Annotated in this window: 16 protein-coding genes and 1 other RNA gene; 9 read left to right on the top strand and 8 right to left on the bottom strand. The window is 41.4% G+C overall.

The features are described from left to right. Window positions 1-84 precede the first annotated feature (84 nt). From typA to J8L85_RS07245, 3 genes are all read right to left on the bottom strand, one after another. Window positions 85-1,884: a translational GTPase TypA gene (typA, locus tag J8L85_RS07255; protein WP_211015942.1), complete on the bottom strand. Its 1,800-nt coding sequence runs from the start codon at window positions 1,882-1,884 to the stop codon at window positions 85-87. A 200-nt stretch (window positions 1,885-2,084) separates the two neighbouring features. Continuing rightward, a complete protein-coding gene (locus J8L85_RS07250; RefSeq protein WP_211015940.1) occupies window positions 2,085-2,666 on the bottom strand; it encodes a hypothetical protein in 582 nt (193 codons plus the stop codon). 90 nt (window positions 2,667-2,756) lie between these two features. After that, window positions 2,757-3,323: a hypothetical protein gene (locus J8L85_RS07245; protein WP_211015938.1), complete on the bottom strand. Its 567-nt coding sequence runs from the start codon at window positions 3,321-3,323 to the stop codon at window positions 2,757-2,759. An 87-nt stretch (window positions 3,324-3,410) separates the two neighbouring features. Here J8L85_RS07245 and kdsA point away from each other — a divergent pair, with 87 nt between their 5' ends. Next, the gene (gene kdsA / locus J8L85_RS07240; RefSeq protein ID WP_211015936.1) at window positions 3,411-4,229 is read left to right on the top strand and encodes a 3-deoxy-8-phosphooctulonate synthase; all 819 of its coding nucleotides are present in this window, start codon (window positions 3,411-3,413) and stop codon (window positions 4,227-4,229) included. Window positions 4,230-4,273: 44 nt separating this feature from the next. Here kdsA and J8L85_RS07235 read toward each other — a convergent pair whose 3' ends face one another. Next, a complete protein-coding gene (locus J8L85_RS07235; protein WP_211015934.1) occupies window positions 4,274-5,266 on the bottom strand; it encodes an AraC family transcriptional regulator in 993 nt (330 codons plus the stop codon). 80 nt (window positions 5,267-5,346) lie between these two features. Between J8L85_RS07235 and J8L85_RS07230 the strand changes: the two genes are divergently transcribed. The 6 genes from J8L85_RS07230 to J8L85_RS07205 all read left to right on the top strand — a co-directional run bounded on the left by J8L85_RS07230 (window position 5,347) and on the right by J8L85_RS07205 (window position 11,053). After that, complete coding sequence (locus J8L85_RS07230) at window positions 5,347-7,671, top strand: TonB-dependent siderophore receptor (protein ID WP_211015932.1); 2,325 nt, start codon at window positions 5,347-5,349, stop codon at window positions 7,669-7,671. Window positions 7,672-7,760: 89 nt separating this feature from the next. Beyond that, window positions 7,761-8,480, top strand: a complete 720-nt coding sequence (locus J8L85_RS07225; protein WP_211015930.1) for a DUF4198 domain-containing protein — start codon at window positions 7,761-7,763, stop codon at window positions 8,478-8,480. A 9-nt stretch (window positions 8,481-8,489) separates the two neighbouring features. Next, window positions 8,490-8,822: a hypothetical protein gene (locus J8L85_RS07220; RefSeq protein WP_211015928.1), complete on the top strand. Its 333-nt coding sequence runs from the start codon at window positions 8,490-8,492 to the stop codon at window positions 8,820-8,822. Between the two features lies 1 nt (window position 8,823). After that, a complete protein-coding gene (locus J8L85_RS07215; RefSeq protein WP_211015926.1) occupies window positions 8,824-9,123 on the top strand; it encodes a hypothetical protein in 300 nt (99 codons plus the stop codon). Further along, window positions 9,123-10,694: a PepSY-associated TM helix domain-containing protein gene (locus J8L85_RS07210; RefSeq protein ID WP_211015924.1), complete on the top strand. Its 1,572-nt coding sequence runs from the start codon at window positions 9,123-9,125 to the stop codon at window positions 10,692-10,694. The genes J8L85_RS07215 and J8L85_RS07210 overlap by 1 nt, the downstream gene beginning before the upstream one ends. 2 nt (window positions 10,695-10,696) lie before the next feature. After that, window positions 10,697-11,053: a hypothetical protein gene (locus J8L85_RS07205; protein WP_211015922.1), complete on the top strand. Its 357-nt coding sequence runs from the start codon at window positions 10,697-10,699 to the stop codon at window positions 11,051-11,053. Window positions 11,054-11,075: 22 nt separating this feature from the next. Here J8L85_RS07205 and J8L85_RS07200 read toward each other — a convergent pair whose 3' ends face one another. Next, entirely contained in the window at window positions 11,076-11,441 is a 366-nt protein-coding gene (locus J8L85_RS07200; RefSeq protein WP_211015920.1) for a DUF1801 domain-containing protein, read from the bottom strand. An 83-nt stretch (window positions 11,442-11,524) separates the two neighbouring features. On the opposite strand from J8L85_RS07200, the gene J8L85_RS07195 reads away from it, so the two are divergent. Then, a complete protein-coding gene (locus tag J8L85_RS07195) occupies window positions 11,525-12,637 on the top strand; it encodes an Sb-PDE family phosphodiesterase (protein ID WP_211015918.1) in 1,113 nt (370 codons plus the stop codon). A 38-nt stretch (window positions 12,638-12,675) separates the two neighbouring features. Here the strand turns inward: J8L85_RS07195 and J8L85_RS07190 are convergent, their stop codons facing one another. Next, window positions 12,676-13,872, bottom strand: a complete 1,197-nt coding sequence (locus J8L85_RS07190; RefSeq protein ID WP_211015916.1) for an NAD(P)-dependent oxidoreductase — start codon at window positions 13,870-13,872, stop codon at window positions 12,676-12,678. A 131-nt stretch (window positions 13,873-14,003) separates the two neighbouring features. On the opposite strand from J8L85_RS07190, the gene ssrA reads away from it, so the two are divergent. After that, window positions 14,004-14,403, top strand: a transfer-messenger RNA (tmRNA) gene (gene ssrA / locus J8L85_RS07185). Window positions 14,404-15,233: 830 nt separating this feature from the next. On the opposite strand, the gene J8L85_RS07180 is transcribed toward ssrA, so the two are convergent. Next, window positions 15,234-16,241 (bottom strand): sterol desaturase family protein, encoded by a 1,008-nt coding sequence (locus J8L85_RS07180; protein WP_211015914.1) that lies wholly within the window; start codon window positions 16,239-16,241, stop codon window positions 15,234-15,236. Window positions 16,242-16,252: 11 nt separating this feature from the next. Next, entirely contained in the window at window positions 16,253-17,335 is a 1,083-nt protein-coding gene (locus J8L85_RS07175) for a 6-bladed beta-propeller (protein ID WP_211015912.1), read from the bottom strand. Between the last annotated feature and the right edge of the window lie 19 nt (window positions 17,336-17,354).

The raw sequence follows: 17,354 nt of genomic DNA, 5'->3' as shown, positions 1-17,354 counted from the left end.
TACAACAAAATCAACATTATACACCAAGAATTGAGGCAAAAAAAAAGCCCCGATCAGATCGGGGCTTCTTAATTATTGACTTGATTATGCTATTTTGTTTCGTTTACGCTCGTTCTCGGTAAGGAAAATTTTACGCAACCTTAAATGCTTGGGCGTAACCTCAACATACTCATCTTTCTGAATATATTCCAACGCCTCTTCCAAAGAGAATTTAATGGCAGGTACGATCTTGGCCTTATCATCGGCACCCGAAGAACGAACATTGGAAAGTTTTTTGGTTTTGGTAATATTAACCGTCATATCATCTCCACGAGAGTTCTCACCAATTACCTGACCTTCATAGATATCCTCTCCCGGATCTACAAAGAACTTACCCCTATCCTGTAATTTATCGATAGAATAAGGTATTGCCTTACCGGTTTCCATAGAAACCAAAGATCCGTTCTGACGTTGTGGTATATCGCCTTTCATAGGTTGGTATTCCAAGAAACGGTGTGCCATAATGGCCTCACCTGCCGTTGCGGTCAACAATTGGTTTCTTAATCCGATGATACCTCTTGATGGAATCTGGAACTCACATACCATACGATCTCCCTTGGCTTCCATACTCGTCATTTCTCCTTTACGCATAGACACCATCTCTACCGCCTTACCCGATACTTCTTCTGGCAAATCGATGGTCAAGAACTCAATAGGCTCACATTTAACACCGTCGATTTCTTTAATAATAACCTGTGGTTGTCCTATCTGTAGTTCATAGCCTTCTCTACGCATGGTCTCGATCAATACAGAAAGGTGCAATACCCCACGGCCGAAGACCAAAAATTTATCGGCACTATCGGTTTCATTTACTCTTAGGGCCAAATTTTTCTCCAATTCGCGCTCTAGACGTTCCTTTATATGGCGAGAGGTAACAAACTTACCGTCCTTACCAAAAAATGGACTATCGTTAATGGTAAAGAGCATACTCATGGTAGGCTCATCTATGGCGATGGTCTGTAGACCTTCTGGGCTTTCAAAATCTGCAACGGTATCACCGATCTCAAATCCTTCTACACCTACAAGGGCACAAATATCACCTGTCTCCACTTCTTTTACTTTTTTACGGCCAAGACCTTCAAAAACAAAAAGCTCCTTAATTTTAGATTTTACGATACTACCATCTCTTTTTACCAAAGAAATAGGTTGCCCTTCTTTTAAGGTGCCACGTTGCAATCTACCAATGGCGATCCTACCTGTAAAAGAGGAATAGTCTAAAGAGGTAATCAGCATTTGTGTATTTCCTTCCTCTGGCTCAAAGGTGGGTATGTGCTCGATCACCATATCCAAAAGAGGTTCGATATTATCGGTTTCGTTCTGCCAATCTTCGCTCATCCAATTATTTTTGGCCGAGCCGTACACGGTAGGAAAATCCAATTGCCATTCTTCGGCACCCAATTCGAACATTAGGTCAAATACCTTTTCATGCACCTCTTCCGGTGTACAGTTTTCCTTATCCACTTTATTGATGACCACACAGGGCTTAAGACCCAAGTCGATGGCCTTTTGCAATACAAAACGTGTTTGTGGCATGGGGCCCTCAAAAGCATCCACTAGCAACAAAACACCGTCTGCCATATTCAATACACGTTCCACTTCACCACCAAAATCGGCGTGACCGGGAGTGTCTATAATATTAATCTTAGTATCCTTATAAACGACAGAAACGTTTTTAGAAGTAATGGTAATACCACGTTCTCTTTCCAGATCGTTATTATCCAAAATTAAATCACCTGTATTCTCGTTTTCACGAAACAAGCTACAGTGGTACATTATTTTATCTACCAAGGTGGTCTTACCGTGGTCAACGTGCGCAATGATCGCAATATTCTTTGTAGTGGACATAAGGTCTATTTTAAGCGTGCAAAGATACTTCAAATTATAATAGCTACACTTAATCTTATGTTATTTTTATCTTATTGATTTTGAGAGTGTTCCTTAAACCCAGAGCTACTTTTTTATCCTACCCATGCCCGAACCAAGGCCAATCTATGTCTAAAGCCCCAAAACCGCCCTAATTTCGTTGATAATACGCTTTATGGAATTTAATCGAAGACAGGCTTTCTAGATTTTCGTTTGGTAGCCACCCATCCAAACTTAAAACTCACCATAGGTCCATATCCACTGGGCACACCGTCTCCTTTATAATAACCGGCACCTAGCTCTGCATTAAAATTAAACCCTTTCGGATAGGTACGTTGTATACCGTAGACCATACCATAGAAGCCTAGATTAAAATCATCCGGCCCGTTGATATCTGTGGCAAGCCGTACTTGCGAGAAGAAAATGGCCTGTGCGGCCGCTATGTAATTTCCAGAGTTTCCAGAAACATTTTTATCCTTTCGCAAACGCCTATTAAAATTATGATAGTATCTATATCTATTGTTCAACGCCAAACCATAGGTATAACCTTCTTCATATATGGCGGCCCCTAGGCCAACATCTACCGAAACACTTTGGTTTCTGAACAATCCAAATTCATAACTAATGCCGGGGTTAAAAAAATTGAACTTGAACTGATGTTGTTCCAAATTTATGAGTCCGGAGCCTTTTTCGGTTATCCCCCTTACTTGAGACTGTACTATTTGAACGGCAAAAAACAGGAGTATCAGCGTAATTTTCCTCATATGGTCGGATTGAAATTGCATTTAAAACTAAAGTTTTAATAACAGGTAACCAGCTGATTTAATGAAATATTAAGAAATAAAGTATAAAAGTTACCGTCCCACGCACCATCGCTTTTCGCTGATGATCCAACCAATACTAAGATTGGCCACCGGATAGATAGCCCCTTCAAATTGCCCCGCGTAATAGGCGGCCCCCACATCAACAGAAAAATTGAATCCCGAGTCATAGCTACGTTGCAATCCCGTAACCAACCCCGCATAACCAAAAGCGCCTTTCACCACTTCATTTTCTATGGTACGCGTACCGGGAAAAAAGACGGCGGCCGCAGGTGCTATGTAATTGGCCGAGTTACCGTAGATCTGTCTTCTTTTTCTTTGGCGGCTCTCAAAATTGTAATAATACCGGTATTGTGCGGCTACGGCAGGCAAAAATGCCAACTCCTCATATACGTCTGGCAACAATGGATCCAGGGCTACCTGTAAACCGGCCTTTACATCGAATGTAGTATTCGCGCCCAAGGCCATTTCATACTCAAAGCCCGGGTTTATAAGATTGATCTTCATTTGCCTTAACTCACAATTCTTACCAAATTGAGCATTCATTTGAAAGCTCATAATCAATAACAAAACACAGGTTATATGCTTCAGTAGGTTCATTTTTTTAAGATTGGGTACGTACAAACGTTCCTATATACAACAGAAAGCTGCTTAAAATAGTATCTTTGCATCTAAAAAATTTAGTGTATGAACCTTTCTTTAATTCCTCAAATAAAACATACCGATGCCAATAACTTTTTTTTACTTTCTGGCCCCTGTGCCATTGAAGGTGAAGAAATGGCACTTCGCATTGCGGAACATATCGTAAAAGTTACCGACGAGCTTAAGATTCCGTATGTTTTTAAGGGGAGCTTTAAAAAGGCCAACCGTAGTAGGTTAGATTCGTTTACAGGTATCGGAGATGAAAAGGCCTTGAAAATATTAAGAAAGGTATCCGAGACTTTTCATGTACCCACGGTTACGGATATTCATACCGAACAAGATGCCACCATGGCGGCCGAATATGTAGATGTACTACAGATTCCCGCTTTTCTCGCACGACAAACGGATTTGGTGGTCGCCGCTGCAAAAACCGGAAAGACGGTAAACATAAAGAAAGGACAGTTTATGAGTCCGGAGAGTATGAAGCATGCCGTAAACAAAGTTACCGAAACGGGCAACCAACAAGCTATCATTACAGATCGTGGTACCATGTTCGGGTATCAAGATATGATCGTAGATTTTAGGGGCATCCCTACCATGCAACAGTATGCACCTGTGGTATTGGACGTCACCCATTCTTTACAGCAACCCAACCAATCGTCGGGCGTTACCGGAGGCAGGCCCGCCTTGATCGGCACCATGGCACGTGCAGGTATCGCTGCCGGTGCGGACGGACTTTTTATAGAAACCCATTTTGATTGTGCCAACGCCAAAAGTGATGGCGCCAATATGCTGGACCTAGGCTTACTTAAGGGCTTATTGACCAATTTGGTAGCCATACGAAAAACGATCAACGAGTTTTAGCCAACATTCACGTAACAACGGCTACAAGTTACCTTACCCTACAGCTAATCAAGGGAGTTTATTCTATAATTTTTTGGGGCCATACCCACCTCGCGCTTAAATGCCGCAGAAAAGTGGGTCGCATTTTTATAACCTATTTCCTCTGCAATTTCGTAAATGGGCAGATCTGTATTTGACAATAGTGATTGTGCTTTTTTAATCTTTTGTGCAATACTATATTGATGTACCGTTAGACCAAAAACCCTTAAAAATTCTCGATCTAAAATGGTTTTGTTAAGTCCCACTTCTCGAGACAGTCCATTTACTGAATAGTTCATCTTTAGATTTTCGTCAATTATCCTTTTTACGGTAAATAGCTTTTTTAACAGGTTACTGCCAATTGACGCACTTAGCCCCACACCCCCACTTTTGTAATTGGAAACCAGAATCGCCAATAGCTCAAAAACCTTTGCCTTTAAAAATATTCTCATGGCGACACCCCCTATATTTAATCGCTCAATAGATTCTATAATCGCGAGCGCCTCATTGGTAATGGGCACTATTAAGTTGTCGTCTACAAACTCTTTGACCATAATATCATTTTCGAACCCGTGTTTGGCCAAAAAGGATGCGGACAGTTTAATGCACATTTCTTTACAAGGTCTATGGGCGGCAATTTTACAATCACAATCAAAACATCGCATACGGGCCATGTATGCATCGCCACTCTCGAAAAAAACATCCCCAAAATCCCTGACAGAAACAACCTTTTCACCATCCATTAAAAAACACAACGCTACAAAGTCTTCACTAAACCTTTGTTTAAAAACAAGATCACAGCCCAATTTAAACGAACATATAACGATGGTAATATCTTCAAAACCTATACGGGTCACGTTCCCTTTTCCATACATGCTCTTAATTCCAAAGGTATCGACCCTGGTCTCATTAACATTTTTTGTTTCGGAAAGCTCCCCGATTTCCTCATAAATGGCTTTGTTCGACAATGTTAAATCTACCTTGTTCACCTTCTTAAAATCACGTCTTTTTTTTACCATTTTACGTCATTTCTTATTGAGCACATCTCCTTAATTTCGCTTCAAACTTATTTAGACTAATTAAAAATAACTAATTTTATATGAAGAATTTTTATACAATATTGCTTTTACTCTTCGGCATATCCGTTTCAATGGCGCAAACGGGAAGCATATCGGGCACGGTAACCGACCCACAGGGCCAGCCCTTGCCGAACGTAAACATTGCCCTTATAAAAACCAGTCTGGGCACCACTACCGACACCAATGGCAATTACCACATACAACATATAGCGCCCGACAAATACGCACTTACCTTTTCTATGATCGGGTACGACTCTAAAACCATACCCGTTACGATATCCGCAAATAAAGAAACGACCTTAAAACCGATGGTACTCTCCGAAAAACAGGAACAGCTCAACGAGGTCGTTGTTAAGGGCCATAAAAACAAATACCTAGAAAGGGAACCTTCTAGATCACTAAGACTGCAGACCGAACTGGTAAAACTACCTCAGAACATTCAGGTAATAAGCGACGATCTTTTAAAAGACCAACAGGTAACCTCGATCATGGACGGGCTGACAAGAAACGTAAGCGGGGTTACCATGCTAGAACATTGGGGTCATTTTGCACGTATAAATATGCGGGGCTTTCGCCTTCCGGCTTTTAGAAACGGTATCAACGTACAAGATTCTTGGGGGCCTTTATCCGAAGACATGAACACCGTAGAACGCATTGAATTTGTTAAAGGCCCCGCAGGTTTTATGATGGCCGCCGGTGAACCGGGCGGGTTCTACAATGTAGTTACCAAAAAGCCCACCGAAAATTTTATAGCCAATGCCTCTATAACCGCAGGAAGCTTCGATTTTTATAGGGGAACGGTAGACGTGGGCGGAAAATTATCTAAAAACGGAAAGCTTTTGGGAAGGTTCAATGCCATGTACCAAACGAGCGACTCACATAGGGGCAACGAAGATGTTACCCGTTACGGTATTGCCCCTTCACTTACCTACAGGTTCTCAGATAAAACATCCATCACTACCGAAATGAACCTGCAACAGGCCGAGTCGTACATAGGATCTGCCTACATTTTTGCACCCTCCGATGCCGGGTATGCCAGTTTGGACAGGGATTTTAAATTTACCAACAACGACTACCCCGTAACCGATATACAAGAGGTTACCTTTTTTACCAACCTAGACCATCAATTTTCTAAAAACTGGAGTCTTCATGGGCAATTGGCCTACCTAAGGTACGATCAAGTGGGCAATTCGACTTGGCTGATCTCAATGGCCGAAAACGGCGATGCGGTGAGGTATACCTCTAAATGGGATGCCTTATCTATAGGAAAATATGCCCAGCTGTACGTCAACGGCCAGTTCAACACCCTTGGGCTGAGCCATAAGGTAATGGGCGGGTTCGATTATAGCGACAAGAGCTATTGGGCCGATTGGAACGAACTATCCATCGTCGATACCTCCACACCTTTTAACATCTACAACCCCGTGTACGGCGAAAGTCCGGCCACAAACTTTAACCGCAGCCTACCGATACAGGAAAGAAACGGCGGAACACCTTACGGCGCCTCCATTTTAAGATCATACTACGCACAAGATGAAATAGGCTTGTTCGAAGAAAGAATCAGGGTTACCCTCGCGGGCAGGTACTCTCATCTGTACACCCAGGGCAAGGCCGAAACCGATGATGTGGTCACCCCAAGAATAGGAATCAGCGCAGACATTATTCCTTCGTTGACCTTCTATGCCCTTTACGACCAATCCTTTTTGCCCCAAAGCGGTATAAGTGCCTCGGGCGAAGCACTGAACGACCCCGTAAACGGGAAAGATCTGGAAGGAGGGCTTAAGGGCAGTTTCTTTGACGGAAGATTGCGAACCTCGCTCGGGGTGTACAAGATCAACAAGGATAAAATATTGATTGGAGACCCCGCCTACCCCAATGACAATTTCAGTATTTACTCGGGCGAAATAGAATCTAAAGGAATCGAATTTGACCTGCAAGGGGAAATAGCCACGGGCCTAAACCTGATCCTTAACTATGCCAACACCGATGTAAAGGACAAATCGGGCGATCTACAGGCCGGCCATTCCAAGCACGTGACCAACGGATGGGTCAACTATAGTTTCGATCCAATCGGTAAACTGAAAGGTTTTGGTATCTCTATGGGGTACCAGTACCAGGTAGATCGTTCCACATGGGCCTGGGCGGCCGACAACCAATCCGACCTTCCGGACTATTTTAGGTTAGATGGGGCGCTTTCGTGGCAGAACCCACATTTTAGGGTACAGTTGAACATCAACAATATATTGGACGAATACCTGTATGCCGGGGCCAATTACGGTAGTTATCTCTACTGGCAATCTGAACCCGGAATCAACGGTAGGGTCTCCCTAACCTATAACTTTTAAAGACTTTGTTAAGTTCAAGTTTAGTATTTGAGTTAGTTTAATCGGCAGGTTCTTGGCGAATACCAAGAACCTGCCTTACCAGAAAAAAAATGAAAAAATTAATAACCACCATCACTTTACTAGTAATAACGGCCACCCCTTCTTTTGCCCATTACCTCTGGCTAGAAACCGATAGAACGGGCAACATAGGCCAAGAACAAGAAGTAAGGGTCTATTATGGGGAATATACCTACGGTGTTATAGAAACCGTACAGGGTGATAATTTTCCGAAAGTATCAAATTTTCAACTATGGCTTGTGCTGCCCGATGGATCCCGGACCACATTAAAGACCACGGCCCAAAAAGACCATTACGTAGCCTACTTTACCCCAAATACCAATGGAACTTATACCGTAGCCCTAGACAATGACCAAATTGATGTATTAGACTATACGAAATGGGATTTCGGAATTTTTAAACCCCAATACCATGCCACCGCAAAGGTTCAGGTAGGTACCCTTTTCACCGATACAAAAATAACCAACGACCAAGGCATCGCTATCAAAGAACTGAACAGCGATAACGAAGAAATAAGACTACAGGTATTTTACAAAGGGCGGCCATTGGCCAAGAACGAATTTAAGATATATGTGTCGGACCTATGGAGCAAAACCATAGAAACCGATGCGCAGGGAATCGTGCACTTTTTATTACCTTGGAAGGCTAAATACACCATGGAAACAACCTTTGAAGAGCGGGTTCCCGGTAGTTATAACGGAAAGGAATATGAATTTATCTGGCACTGTGCCACTTACTGTATAAACCAATAAGCCACTTGTATGATAGCGTTAATTCTTTCACTCACCTTTTTAGGGTTTTACCTGTGTTACTCCACTTCTAAAAGACAGGAAATCACCAATACATTAAAGATAGAAAGCTGGGGACAACAACATAGTTTCTTGGCCAATATTTGTGGAAGTATGGCCCTGCTAGCAAGTTGTACACTATCTATTATACGCTACGGCTGGGGTTCGGGTATTTTCACTTTTTCCATAATACTAATGACCATTGCAAGTCTTATTATCCTCTTACAGCCTTTAAAACTGATTACCTATAAAACGGTAAGTGTGGTATTGGCCTCATGTCTCATCTGTGAATTTTTATTGTTTTAATATGCCCGCCAATCCCAAATATTTAAATCCATCTTTCTGGTCCCGGTTTTCTAAAATTACGGCCGCCATCATTGGCGGGTTTATGGTATCCATCTTTTTTCATTTGGCCATTGCCAGTTGGTTCAACCATGTAGATGTAATCATCACCAGCACCTATACCTCTTTTATACTTTGGGCCGCCCTTATGATATTTGCCTTCCTGGCCAAGAATGGTTGGCGTATATGGGCCATTTACCTACTGGCGTCCGCCATATTGGCGATCATTATGTTTTATGGAAAATCGTTAAACCCGATCGTATAATGAGCAAAAGAACCTATAACATATTATTTCATTTACATACCGTTAGCGGTATCGTAATAAGTGTGGCCCTTTATGTCATATTTTTCACCGGTTCCTTTGCCTTTTTCAGGGATGAAATCGTGAATTGGGAAAGGGGTCATACCGTTAAGGCACCGGATGAAATTACGGTGGATCTAGATGAGACCGTTAACAACCTATCTAAAGAACAGTCCCTATTCGGTAGAGATATAGAGTTAAGACATTACTATAACGAGCAGCGTATCGGGGTAAATCTAGGAGCTTCAAAAGACACCTTGCTCTCAAAAGACCTTGCTGCCGGATCTTTTTACTATCTAGACACCAAAGACAATACAACTACGGACTATGCCAGTTCTTATACGCTAGGTGAATTTTTATATCGTTTGCACTTTTTTGCACAACTACCGCACCCCTATGGGTATTACCTATCGGGTTTTGTAGCCTTCTTTTTTCTTTTTGCCATATTTACGGGTATCCTTGTTCATTGGGACAAGATTATTAAGAACTTTTATGTTTTTAGGCCAAGGGCCAAGCTAAAGACCTTATGGACCGATGCCCATACCGCATTGGGCGTTATCGGTTTTCCCTTCCAATTCGTATATGCCGTTACCGGGGCCTTTTTTATGTTAAAGCTTTTACTGGTAGCCCCTAGTGTACTTGCCCTGTACGATGGCGACGATAAAAAACTGTACGAAGACCTGGAATATTCGCATCCAGAATTTGCATTCGACAACACCCCCTTACCTACCCCCGTAAGCATTAACGACTATGTTGATCGGGTTAAGAAAAAATGGAAAGACTTTAAGGTGACCGAAGTTCATATTTTTAATTACGGGGACACCAACATGCATGTTTCGGTCAGTGGAAACCTCGATTATAAGGACAAACTGAACGGTTACGGATATACAATTTTTAAGGTAGCGGACCAGAGCGTGCATAGCGTTAAAGACCCTACCCTAAAAACATCGTACCTAGATGTTGTAAAAGGCATATTCTTTAGGTTGCATTTTGGGGACTATGGCGGTTACGGCCTTCGCATCATCTCTTTTATAATGGGCCTTATAGGATGCTTCGTGATCCTGAGCGGTGTTTTGATCTGGCTCACCGCCAGGGACAAAAAAAACATCCCCCTTAAAAAAAGAAAGTTCAACGAAGGTGTGGTCAGGTATTATTTGGCCATTTGCCTGAGCATGTACCCCATAACGGCCCTTTCGTTTATTATGGTGCAAGTAGTAAACCCAGCAGGAATGAGCATGCTCTATAAGTTCTTTTTTATAGGATGGCTACTGATCAGTATTTTGTTCATTCTAAAAAAGGACAACTATTTCACCAATAAATACAGCCTGCTATCCGGAAGTATTTTAGGGTTGGCCATACCTATCGTAAATGGTATATACACCGGAAATTGGTTATGGGTCAGTTACTCCAAAAGGTTAGAGCAAATTTTATTCATAGATGTTTTTTGGATTCTCTTGGCCCTTACCGGTTTTTGGGTTCTCTATAAAATGAACAAGCAACAGAAGCCTACAGTACAAACAGCTAAAAATCAATGATCATGGAAACTATATACGAAAATAACTATGGTGCCACGCTGCTTTTAGAAGATGCCCCAAACCCCAACTGCAAAATACAGTTGGTGGTCGACTCTATCGGTATTTTTATGAGCGAAAGAGATATAGCACATTTGTTGAACATTGTAGCGGGTACCGGGCAACCCTGTAATTGTCTGGATTGCGGCGGCAACCCCTGCAACAAAATATGGTGCTCTAACCCGTCTATCGATATCTGTTTAAAGGTAGAAGGAGAAAAACTAGATCTTTTGGAAGACCTATTGAAAGGCACCCAATTTATCTTGAATATGGATGCCACCTTGGCTAAGTACAGGGTAAAACCCAACCAAAGGGATTCTTGACAAGAATAAGAATATCTTATATCTATTTATAAAATCCTTTTCCCCTTACCGCATAGGCATCACACAGCACGTCTATTAATACTTGCTCATCTATTTCTTGCAAAGAAGTGTACCTGAGCGATTTCATCACCTTTCTATCCTTATCCTCTAGCTTATCCAAATGGGCCGTCAAATGGGCGGCGTTCCAAAACCCCAAGTCCACATAACGCTTTTTATGTGAGGCATTCATGTAACAAAAAGGTTTTCCTTCCACATAATAAAAGGGCAATCTATATTTATATTTTAAGTTGGCCGAGGGCACATTTCTTTCGATTACGGATTGCAGGTACAATAAAATTTCCCGGTAGGGTTCGGGCTGATCAAAAATGTAACTTTCGGCAGGGTTCATATTCACTATATATTTACCATTTCTTAAATATAGAAATACATACTGAAGAATATCAAATAGTACATTTGAAAAAATATCCGACCATGAAAACCACGCTTGCCAGTCTATTTCTTCTTCTATCCGTAACAACTTATGCCCAGTATCATACCCATAGTAGTTCTAGGCCTTTGAGTTTTCCGGATATACTTGGTTATAAGAGCCTTAAAACCGACCTACACATGCACACGGTTTTTTCGGATGGTAAAGTTTGGCCCACTATTAGGGTTACCGAAGCACTTAGGGACAATTTGGATGTTATTTCTCTAACAGAGCATCTAGAGTACCAACCACATAAAGAAGATATTCCACACCCGAACAGAAACCGGTCTTACGAAATAGCCTTAAAAGAAGCCAAAGACCACGACCTGTTAATCGTACACGGTTCAGAAATTACCAGAAGTGCCCCCATGGGACACAACAATGCCGTTTTTATAGCAGATGCCAATAAGGTATTAAAAGACAAGGCCGAAGATTCTTTCTCGGAAGCAAAAAAACAGGGCGCCTTTGTTTTTTGGAACCATCCGGCGTGGTATGCCCAAAATCCACAGGGAAATCCGATCTTGAGCGATTTTCAAAAAGAAAGAATCAAAAAAGGTGAACTACATGGTATCGAGGTTATCAACACCACCGATTACGCCGAAGAGTCTTTGGCCCTGGCCTTGGAGAACAATCTTACCATTATGGGTACCAGTGATATACACGGACTTATAGATTGGGACTATACCGAAAAAGGAAACAATAGGCCCATTACCTTGGTTTTTGCGAAAGAGAAAAACCTATCCTCTTTAAAAGAGGCACTGTTCGCAGGAAGAACGGTAGCCGTCTACAACGACCTTTTGGTAGGTAAAGAAGAGTTTCTATTGCCCTTGTTAAAGGCAAGCATCACTATAGAAAACGCTACCTATGCCGGAAAAAGCAATGTATTGGAAGTAAACCTGACCAACATCACCAGCAGTGACCTACTTTTTGAAAATGCGTCGGACTATACGTTTTACAACAGTTCTCCGGTATTTGAAATTGAGGCGGGAACAACAAAACGATTATTGGTAAAGACGCTAGACAGAAAAACTTCCATAGACCTAAAACTAAAGGCATTGGGATGCTTCACCGCACCAAAAACCCGACCGATCGTTACCTATAAAGTAAACATCGACTAACCAATGCCCCTAGATACATTCTTCTTAGGTATTAAAAATCAGGAAACGTAATCCTCTAAATAAGAATAACGCTCGGTGAGTTTGCCCTGCTGCGTCATACGTGCACGTTGCAACACCCCATCTTTATCGTCATTAAAAAAAGCAGGGATTACATTTTTCATAAAAGCCTCTCCAAAACCCTCACTGGCATCCCTAGGTAATTCGCAGGGCAGGTTATCTACCGCCATAACGGCAATGGCCGACTCTTTTCTATAATCGGTTTCTTCCCCGGTCTCGGGGTCATAGCCATAAATGGGATCTGCAATGGTCGAAGGCCTGATGGTAGAGGCCACGGGCCCATCTATATCGCAGCTGATATCTGCCACTACCTTGATTTTAAAATCTGGATGTTTGGCATCTTCGCGGGTATAAAGATAGGGCGCCCCCTGACCATAAAAATGCCCGGCAATATATAGGTCCGACACTTTGGCGAACCTAAAGAAGTTAGATCTATACTCCTCTGGGTGGGCAAAAAAATCGGCCTTGTTGCCACGCACCCCGTCTTTTCTCTTATTGTATTCCCCGGTATCTATCTGGCAATATACCGGTTCGTCAAACTCTTCTTCCAAGTATTCGGTAACGTTGACCCTTCTCATTTCCATACCGTCCAACATTTCCCTGGCGCCGTTACCTACCCTGCCCCTACCGGTCAAAAGTACTTTTATATTCGGTAGTTTTATTTTTTTCAATTCCGATATCAACGCTGCTTGATCCGGAAGGTCGTTCGCTTTTGGCAACTCGTACAAACCATATTTAAGACCGTACGTTCTAAACCCGTTATAAGCCCCCACGATACCGGCGTACCTACCAAAGGCGACCAATCGTTGTTCTTTGATATTGGTAATGACCTCGTGGTCGTATAGCTCTATGTTCTTATCCAAGATGGCCCTTAACAGCTTTTTGTTGTAAGGCTGTTTTTTAATGGTATGCGAAAAGAAAAAATACTTTTTATTGGGTATCAGGGCCTCTATGGGCACCTCTTTTACCCCCAGCAGCACATCACATTCGTTCATTTTATCGGCCACCACAATACCGACCTCTTTGTAACTGTCGTCATCGTACGCCCTAATGGGTGACGGTTCTACAATAATTTCGGCCTGTGGATATGTTTTCAAGACTTTTTGACATGCCTTGGGAGACAGCACCACCCTGCGATCGGGCGGGTTTTTACGTTCTCTTATAATTCCGAACTTCATTGAGTTAATTTGGTATAATTATTGTCTAAATGTAAAAGGAATTATATCGGTTCACAAACTTTTGTTAGTTTTGCTGCCCTGGATTTTCTTTTACGGGAAGATCCAGAAAGATAAAAGTTCTTTAACATATTGGGGCCGACTGGTTTTGACAGCGAGACCAATGGCATTGTAAGCATGTCGAGCGCTGGGGTACAGCTCGTTAATATCATACTTCACACTTTTAATTGGCGAAAATAATTACGCTCTTGCCGCTTAATCTGAATCATAGTAAGATTAGCCTCGTCTCTACAAGGTAGGGAAGCGAGATGTTCCTGAATAGCCCTTGTTGACGGCGATTCATTTAGGAGCACCAGAAAAGTCAACACAAGGGTACCCGCTTGCTTCGGCGGTACCACTAAAACCTTAAGAAGATAAGTGTACATTAGGCAGTTTCTGGTCAGGTGTACATCGAAAACCAAGCAGAAACTAAACATGTAGAAAGCACTGGCGTTGCTTGTTTGGACGAGGGTTCGAATCCCTCCGGCTCCACGATCACTCAAGAAACCACGCTTAAAGGCGTGGTTTTGTGTTTTATAAAATGTCAAAACAAAGTTTTGTAAATGATATAAAAGGCAAAACGAGAAGCGATAGCTTCGTGGTTTTTTATTTGCAGAACTGAAGCTCAAGGGAACACCGCAGGTAATCCCTCCGGCTCCACGATCACTCACAACTGCGTTGTGAATAAAAATAAAATAGACCCGACAAGTTCACTTGATCGGGTCTTGTTGTTTTTAGGCACCTGGCTTAAAAAGACAGGCAGTTGTATTTGCAGAACGGAAGCTCAAGGGAACACCGCAGGTAATCCCCGCTCCGGTATAAAGCCACCTTTAGGGTGCTTTTTTTTGTTCCGCCCTCGGGCTTCGAAGGCCAACGCGCCAACTCGCCCCTTCGCTAAAAAGGTCTGCAAGACCTTTTCTGTACGCTCGGGCGTCTCCGACTCCACTATATAACTTGACTATCTGCTACTTACCAACAAAACAGCCGAATTTACTCCCGATTTCATAGAGGTCGGGTGTTTTTATGCCTTTTTATATCGCGTTTATGTTGAGATTAAGTTAATATCGTGTATCCAGCTAAATTTACTTTTAATTCCTTTCAAAGAGTCCTCGTATTTAATAACAAATCTGTAGACTACATTTAAAAAGTATACCGCAAGTTTCATGTCATGCACAAAACGTTTCAATTTAGTCTTGCTATACTATTATTTCAGGACGACATACTTGTCTAAAATCAAACATTTATTTGCCCAGTTTCTCTAACTAAAAAAGTTTAGGCCAGTTATAATATTAATAGAGGTCTGTTACAAAACTTTAAGGGTAATATCACTTGTTAAAATCGGCAACCTTAACTTTACTCTTTAAAAACTCTTCTCTGGCAACTTCTGATGTTTTGTGTTCTCCCGTATGACTCCAACCTGGAGGCATAAAAACATACATAATTTTATCTGTCAATCGAGGTGCCCTTAAAATATCTTTATAAAGTGCAATAAATTCTCCAAAATACACATCAATAAAGCTACCCGAATTCATTTCTCTGGTTATACCATATTCTATGGAAATATCATCTTTCTCTTCTTGATACGTTCCAAAAACACGATCCCAAATATTTAAGAGATTACAAAAGTTCATATCCATGTATAGTGGATTTTTGGCATGGTGTACACGATGATGAGAAGGAGTAAGAAGTAATTTATTAAGCGGGCCAAATTTAGCGTTCTTAATAAGATTATCTCCGACATGTATAAAAGCCCCATAAGTTCCATCTATAAACATTATCAAGAACAACATTTCTGGTTGTATTCCCATCAAAATACAAATTGTTGTCCTTATTGTATCAGCATAGGGAGCCTCCAAGAAAAAGTGGGCATATGTAACCGATAGATTCATACTTTCAGGCGCATGGTGAGTAGAATGCAAACACCATAAGATACGAACTTTATGCCCCCAATAATGGTATAAAAAATGGGCGAACTCCCATACAATATACCCGTATATGAACCAATACCAAGTCATCTTGGTTTGAACGATAGCATATTTTTGAAATATTCCAATACAAATAGTGACCATTGCTATAGCAATAAACCTACCTACGAATCTATTGAATACATAAATCAAAAAGTTGACTTTATAAACTTTTGTACTTGGTTTTTTATAAATCAGACCTAAGACAAATTCTAAAATCAATAACAAAGGAATGATAGGATATATCAGCGAAGTTATACCTTCATAGGTTGTAAAGGCTTCATAATCACCTTTTTCCAGAATATCCCAAGCATTGGCAATACCTAAAAAAGATATGACTTCTTGAATGAGCGTATTTAAAATTTCCATCTTTTACCTGTTTAAATCTTTTCCAACTTATAAGGGTAAGTCCTTCCAGACATCCATTGCGCTACATAAATATTACCATCATCGTCAATACAGACATCATGTGGATTTAAAAAGGACAAATCATCATAATCAGGTGCTTTTAACACCCCATTTTGATATACCGGAGCATCGGCACCAGGAAAGGATATTACCTTATTGTCCTTATCCAATATGGCAATACACCCATCATACTCGCCCCAAGTTTTTGTAACAAGCACCGCAAAATATAAATATTCACCTTTTATCACCGGTCTACAAATCCAACATCCAGGTAATGGAATTGTTTCAAGGTGACGCCCATCCAATGAAAATCTTTTAAATTCTTGCTTAGACCTAGATGTAATCAGCAAACATGGATTACCAAAGTCCCTGTCATCTAAAGTAATGCCATGGCAACAATCAAAATTGTCCTTTTGATCACCTTTACCTCCCCAATAACGAATAAACTCCCCTTTTGAATTATATTGAATAATATAATCTAGACCATACCCATCCGCGACATAAATATCTCCATTTGGCCCTATAGCCGTCTCTGTAGGATGATACTTTTCCTCCGATTCATATTTCCCCGTTTCCTTGGGATAGCCAAGCTCCATAATTACGTTACCGTTAAGGTCTGTTTTAAAAACCTTGTGGTCAGAGGTCGTAGCAATGTATAAGTACTCTTTACCACCTTCTTGAGACAAGGTCAAACCATGTGCACCCTTTAGGCCTAATGTCCATGTATCCAACACCTTTCCCGACTTGTCGTAAATGATAATATTATTCTTGGGATGGTTGGTCAAAAGCAATAGACGACCCGCTTTATCCTGAACCATTTCATGGCAATCCATAACAGGGTACTTGCTTAAGCTTTGGGTACCCCATTCTTTGTTTATACGATATTTGAAATCACCGTGACCAATTATTCTACTATCGTCAAAGGCATAAACTTCAGTTTCTGGGCCAATTTGATGTGTTGTTTTACCAAATAAAGGGGACATGAAGGCTCCTGTAGCTATTACAGTTGACGATTTAAGAAATTTTCGTCGGTCATTGATATTGGAAATAGACATACTTTTTTTTAAAGGATTA

Origin of the sequence: Maribacter sp. MMG018 (assembly GCF_018100785.1) — a bacterium.
Classification (GTDB): domain Bacteria; phylum Bacteroidota; class Bacteroidia; order Flavobacteriales; family Flavobacteriaceae; genus Maribacter.
Note: the sequence above shows the minus strand (reverse complement) of the source record. Positions and strands in the feature narration are given on the sequence as shown.

What these genes read in the sequence shown, in the direction of transcription:
- typA (WP_211015942.1), bottom strand. Translation starts at nt 1,884, where the DNA reads ATGTCCACTACAAAGAATATTGCGATCATTGCGCACGTTGACCACGGT.
- J8L85_RS07250 (WP_211015940.1), bottom strand. Translation starts at nt 2,666, where the DNA reads ATGAGGAAAATTACGCTGATACTCCTGTTTTTTGCCGTTCAAATAGTA.
- J8L85_RS07245 (WP_211015938.1), bottom strand. Translation starts at nt 3,323, where the DNA reads ATGAACCTACTGAAGCATATAACCTGTGTTTTGTTATTGATTATGAGC.
- kdsA (WP_211015936.1), top strand. Translation starts at nt 3,411, where the DNA reads ATGAACCTTTCTTTAATTCCTCAAATAAAACATACCGATGCCAATAAC.
- J8L85_RS07235 (WP_211015934.1), bottom strand. Translation starts at nt 5,266, where the DNA reads ATGGTAAAAAAAAGACGTGATTTTAAGAAGGTGAACAAGGTAGATTTA.
- J8L85_RS07230 (WP_211015932.1), top strand. Translation starts at nt 5,347, where the DNA reads ATGAAGAATTTTTATACAATATTGCTTTTACTCTTCGGCATATCCGTT.
- J8L85_RS07225 (WP_211015930.1), top strand. Translation starts at nt 7,761, where the DNA reads ATGAAAAAATTAATAACCACCATCACTTTACTAGTAATAACGGCCACC.
- J8L85_RS07220 (WP_211015928.1), top strand. Translation starts at nt 8,490, where the DNA reads ATGATAGCGTTAATTCTTTCACTCACCTTTTTAGGGTTTTACCTGTGT.
- J8L85_RS07215 (WP_211015926.1), top strand. Translation starts at nt 8,824, where the DNA reads ATGCCCGCCAATCCCAAATATTTAAATCCATCTTTCTGGTCCCGGTTT.
- J8L85_RS07210 (WP_211015924.1), top strand. Translation starts at nt 9,123, where the DNA reads ATGAGCAAAAGAACCTATAACATATTATTTCATTTACATACCGTTAGC.
- J8L85_RS07205 (WP_211015922.1), top strand. Translation starts at nt 10,697, where the DNA reads ATGGAAACTATATACGAAAATAACTATGGTGCCACGCTGCTTTTAGAA.
- J8L85_RS07200 (WP_211015920.1), bottom strand. Translation starts at nt 11,441, where the DNA reads ATGAACCCTGCCGAAAGTTACATTTTTGATCAGCCCGAACCCTACCGG.
- J8L85_RS07195 (WP_211015918.1), top strand. Translation starts at nt 11,525, where the DNA reads ATGAAAACCACGCTTGCCAGTCTATTTCTTCTTCTATCCGTAACAACT.
- J8L85_RS07190 (WP_211015916.1), bottom strand. Translation starts at nt 13,872, where the DNA reads ATGAAGTTCGGAATTATAAGAGAACGTAAAAACCCGCCCGATCGCAGG.
- J8L85_RS07180 (WP_211015914.1), bottom strand. Translation starts at nt 16,241, where the DNA reads ATGGAAATTTTAAATACGCTCATTCAAGAAGTCATATCTTTTTTAGGT.
- J8L85_RS07175 (WP_211015912.1), bottom strand. Translation starts at nt 17,335, where the DNA reads ATGTCTATTTCCAATATCAATGACCGACGAAAATTTCTTAAATCGTCA.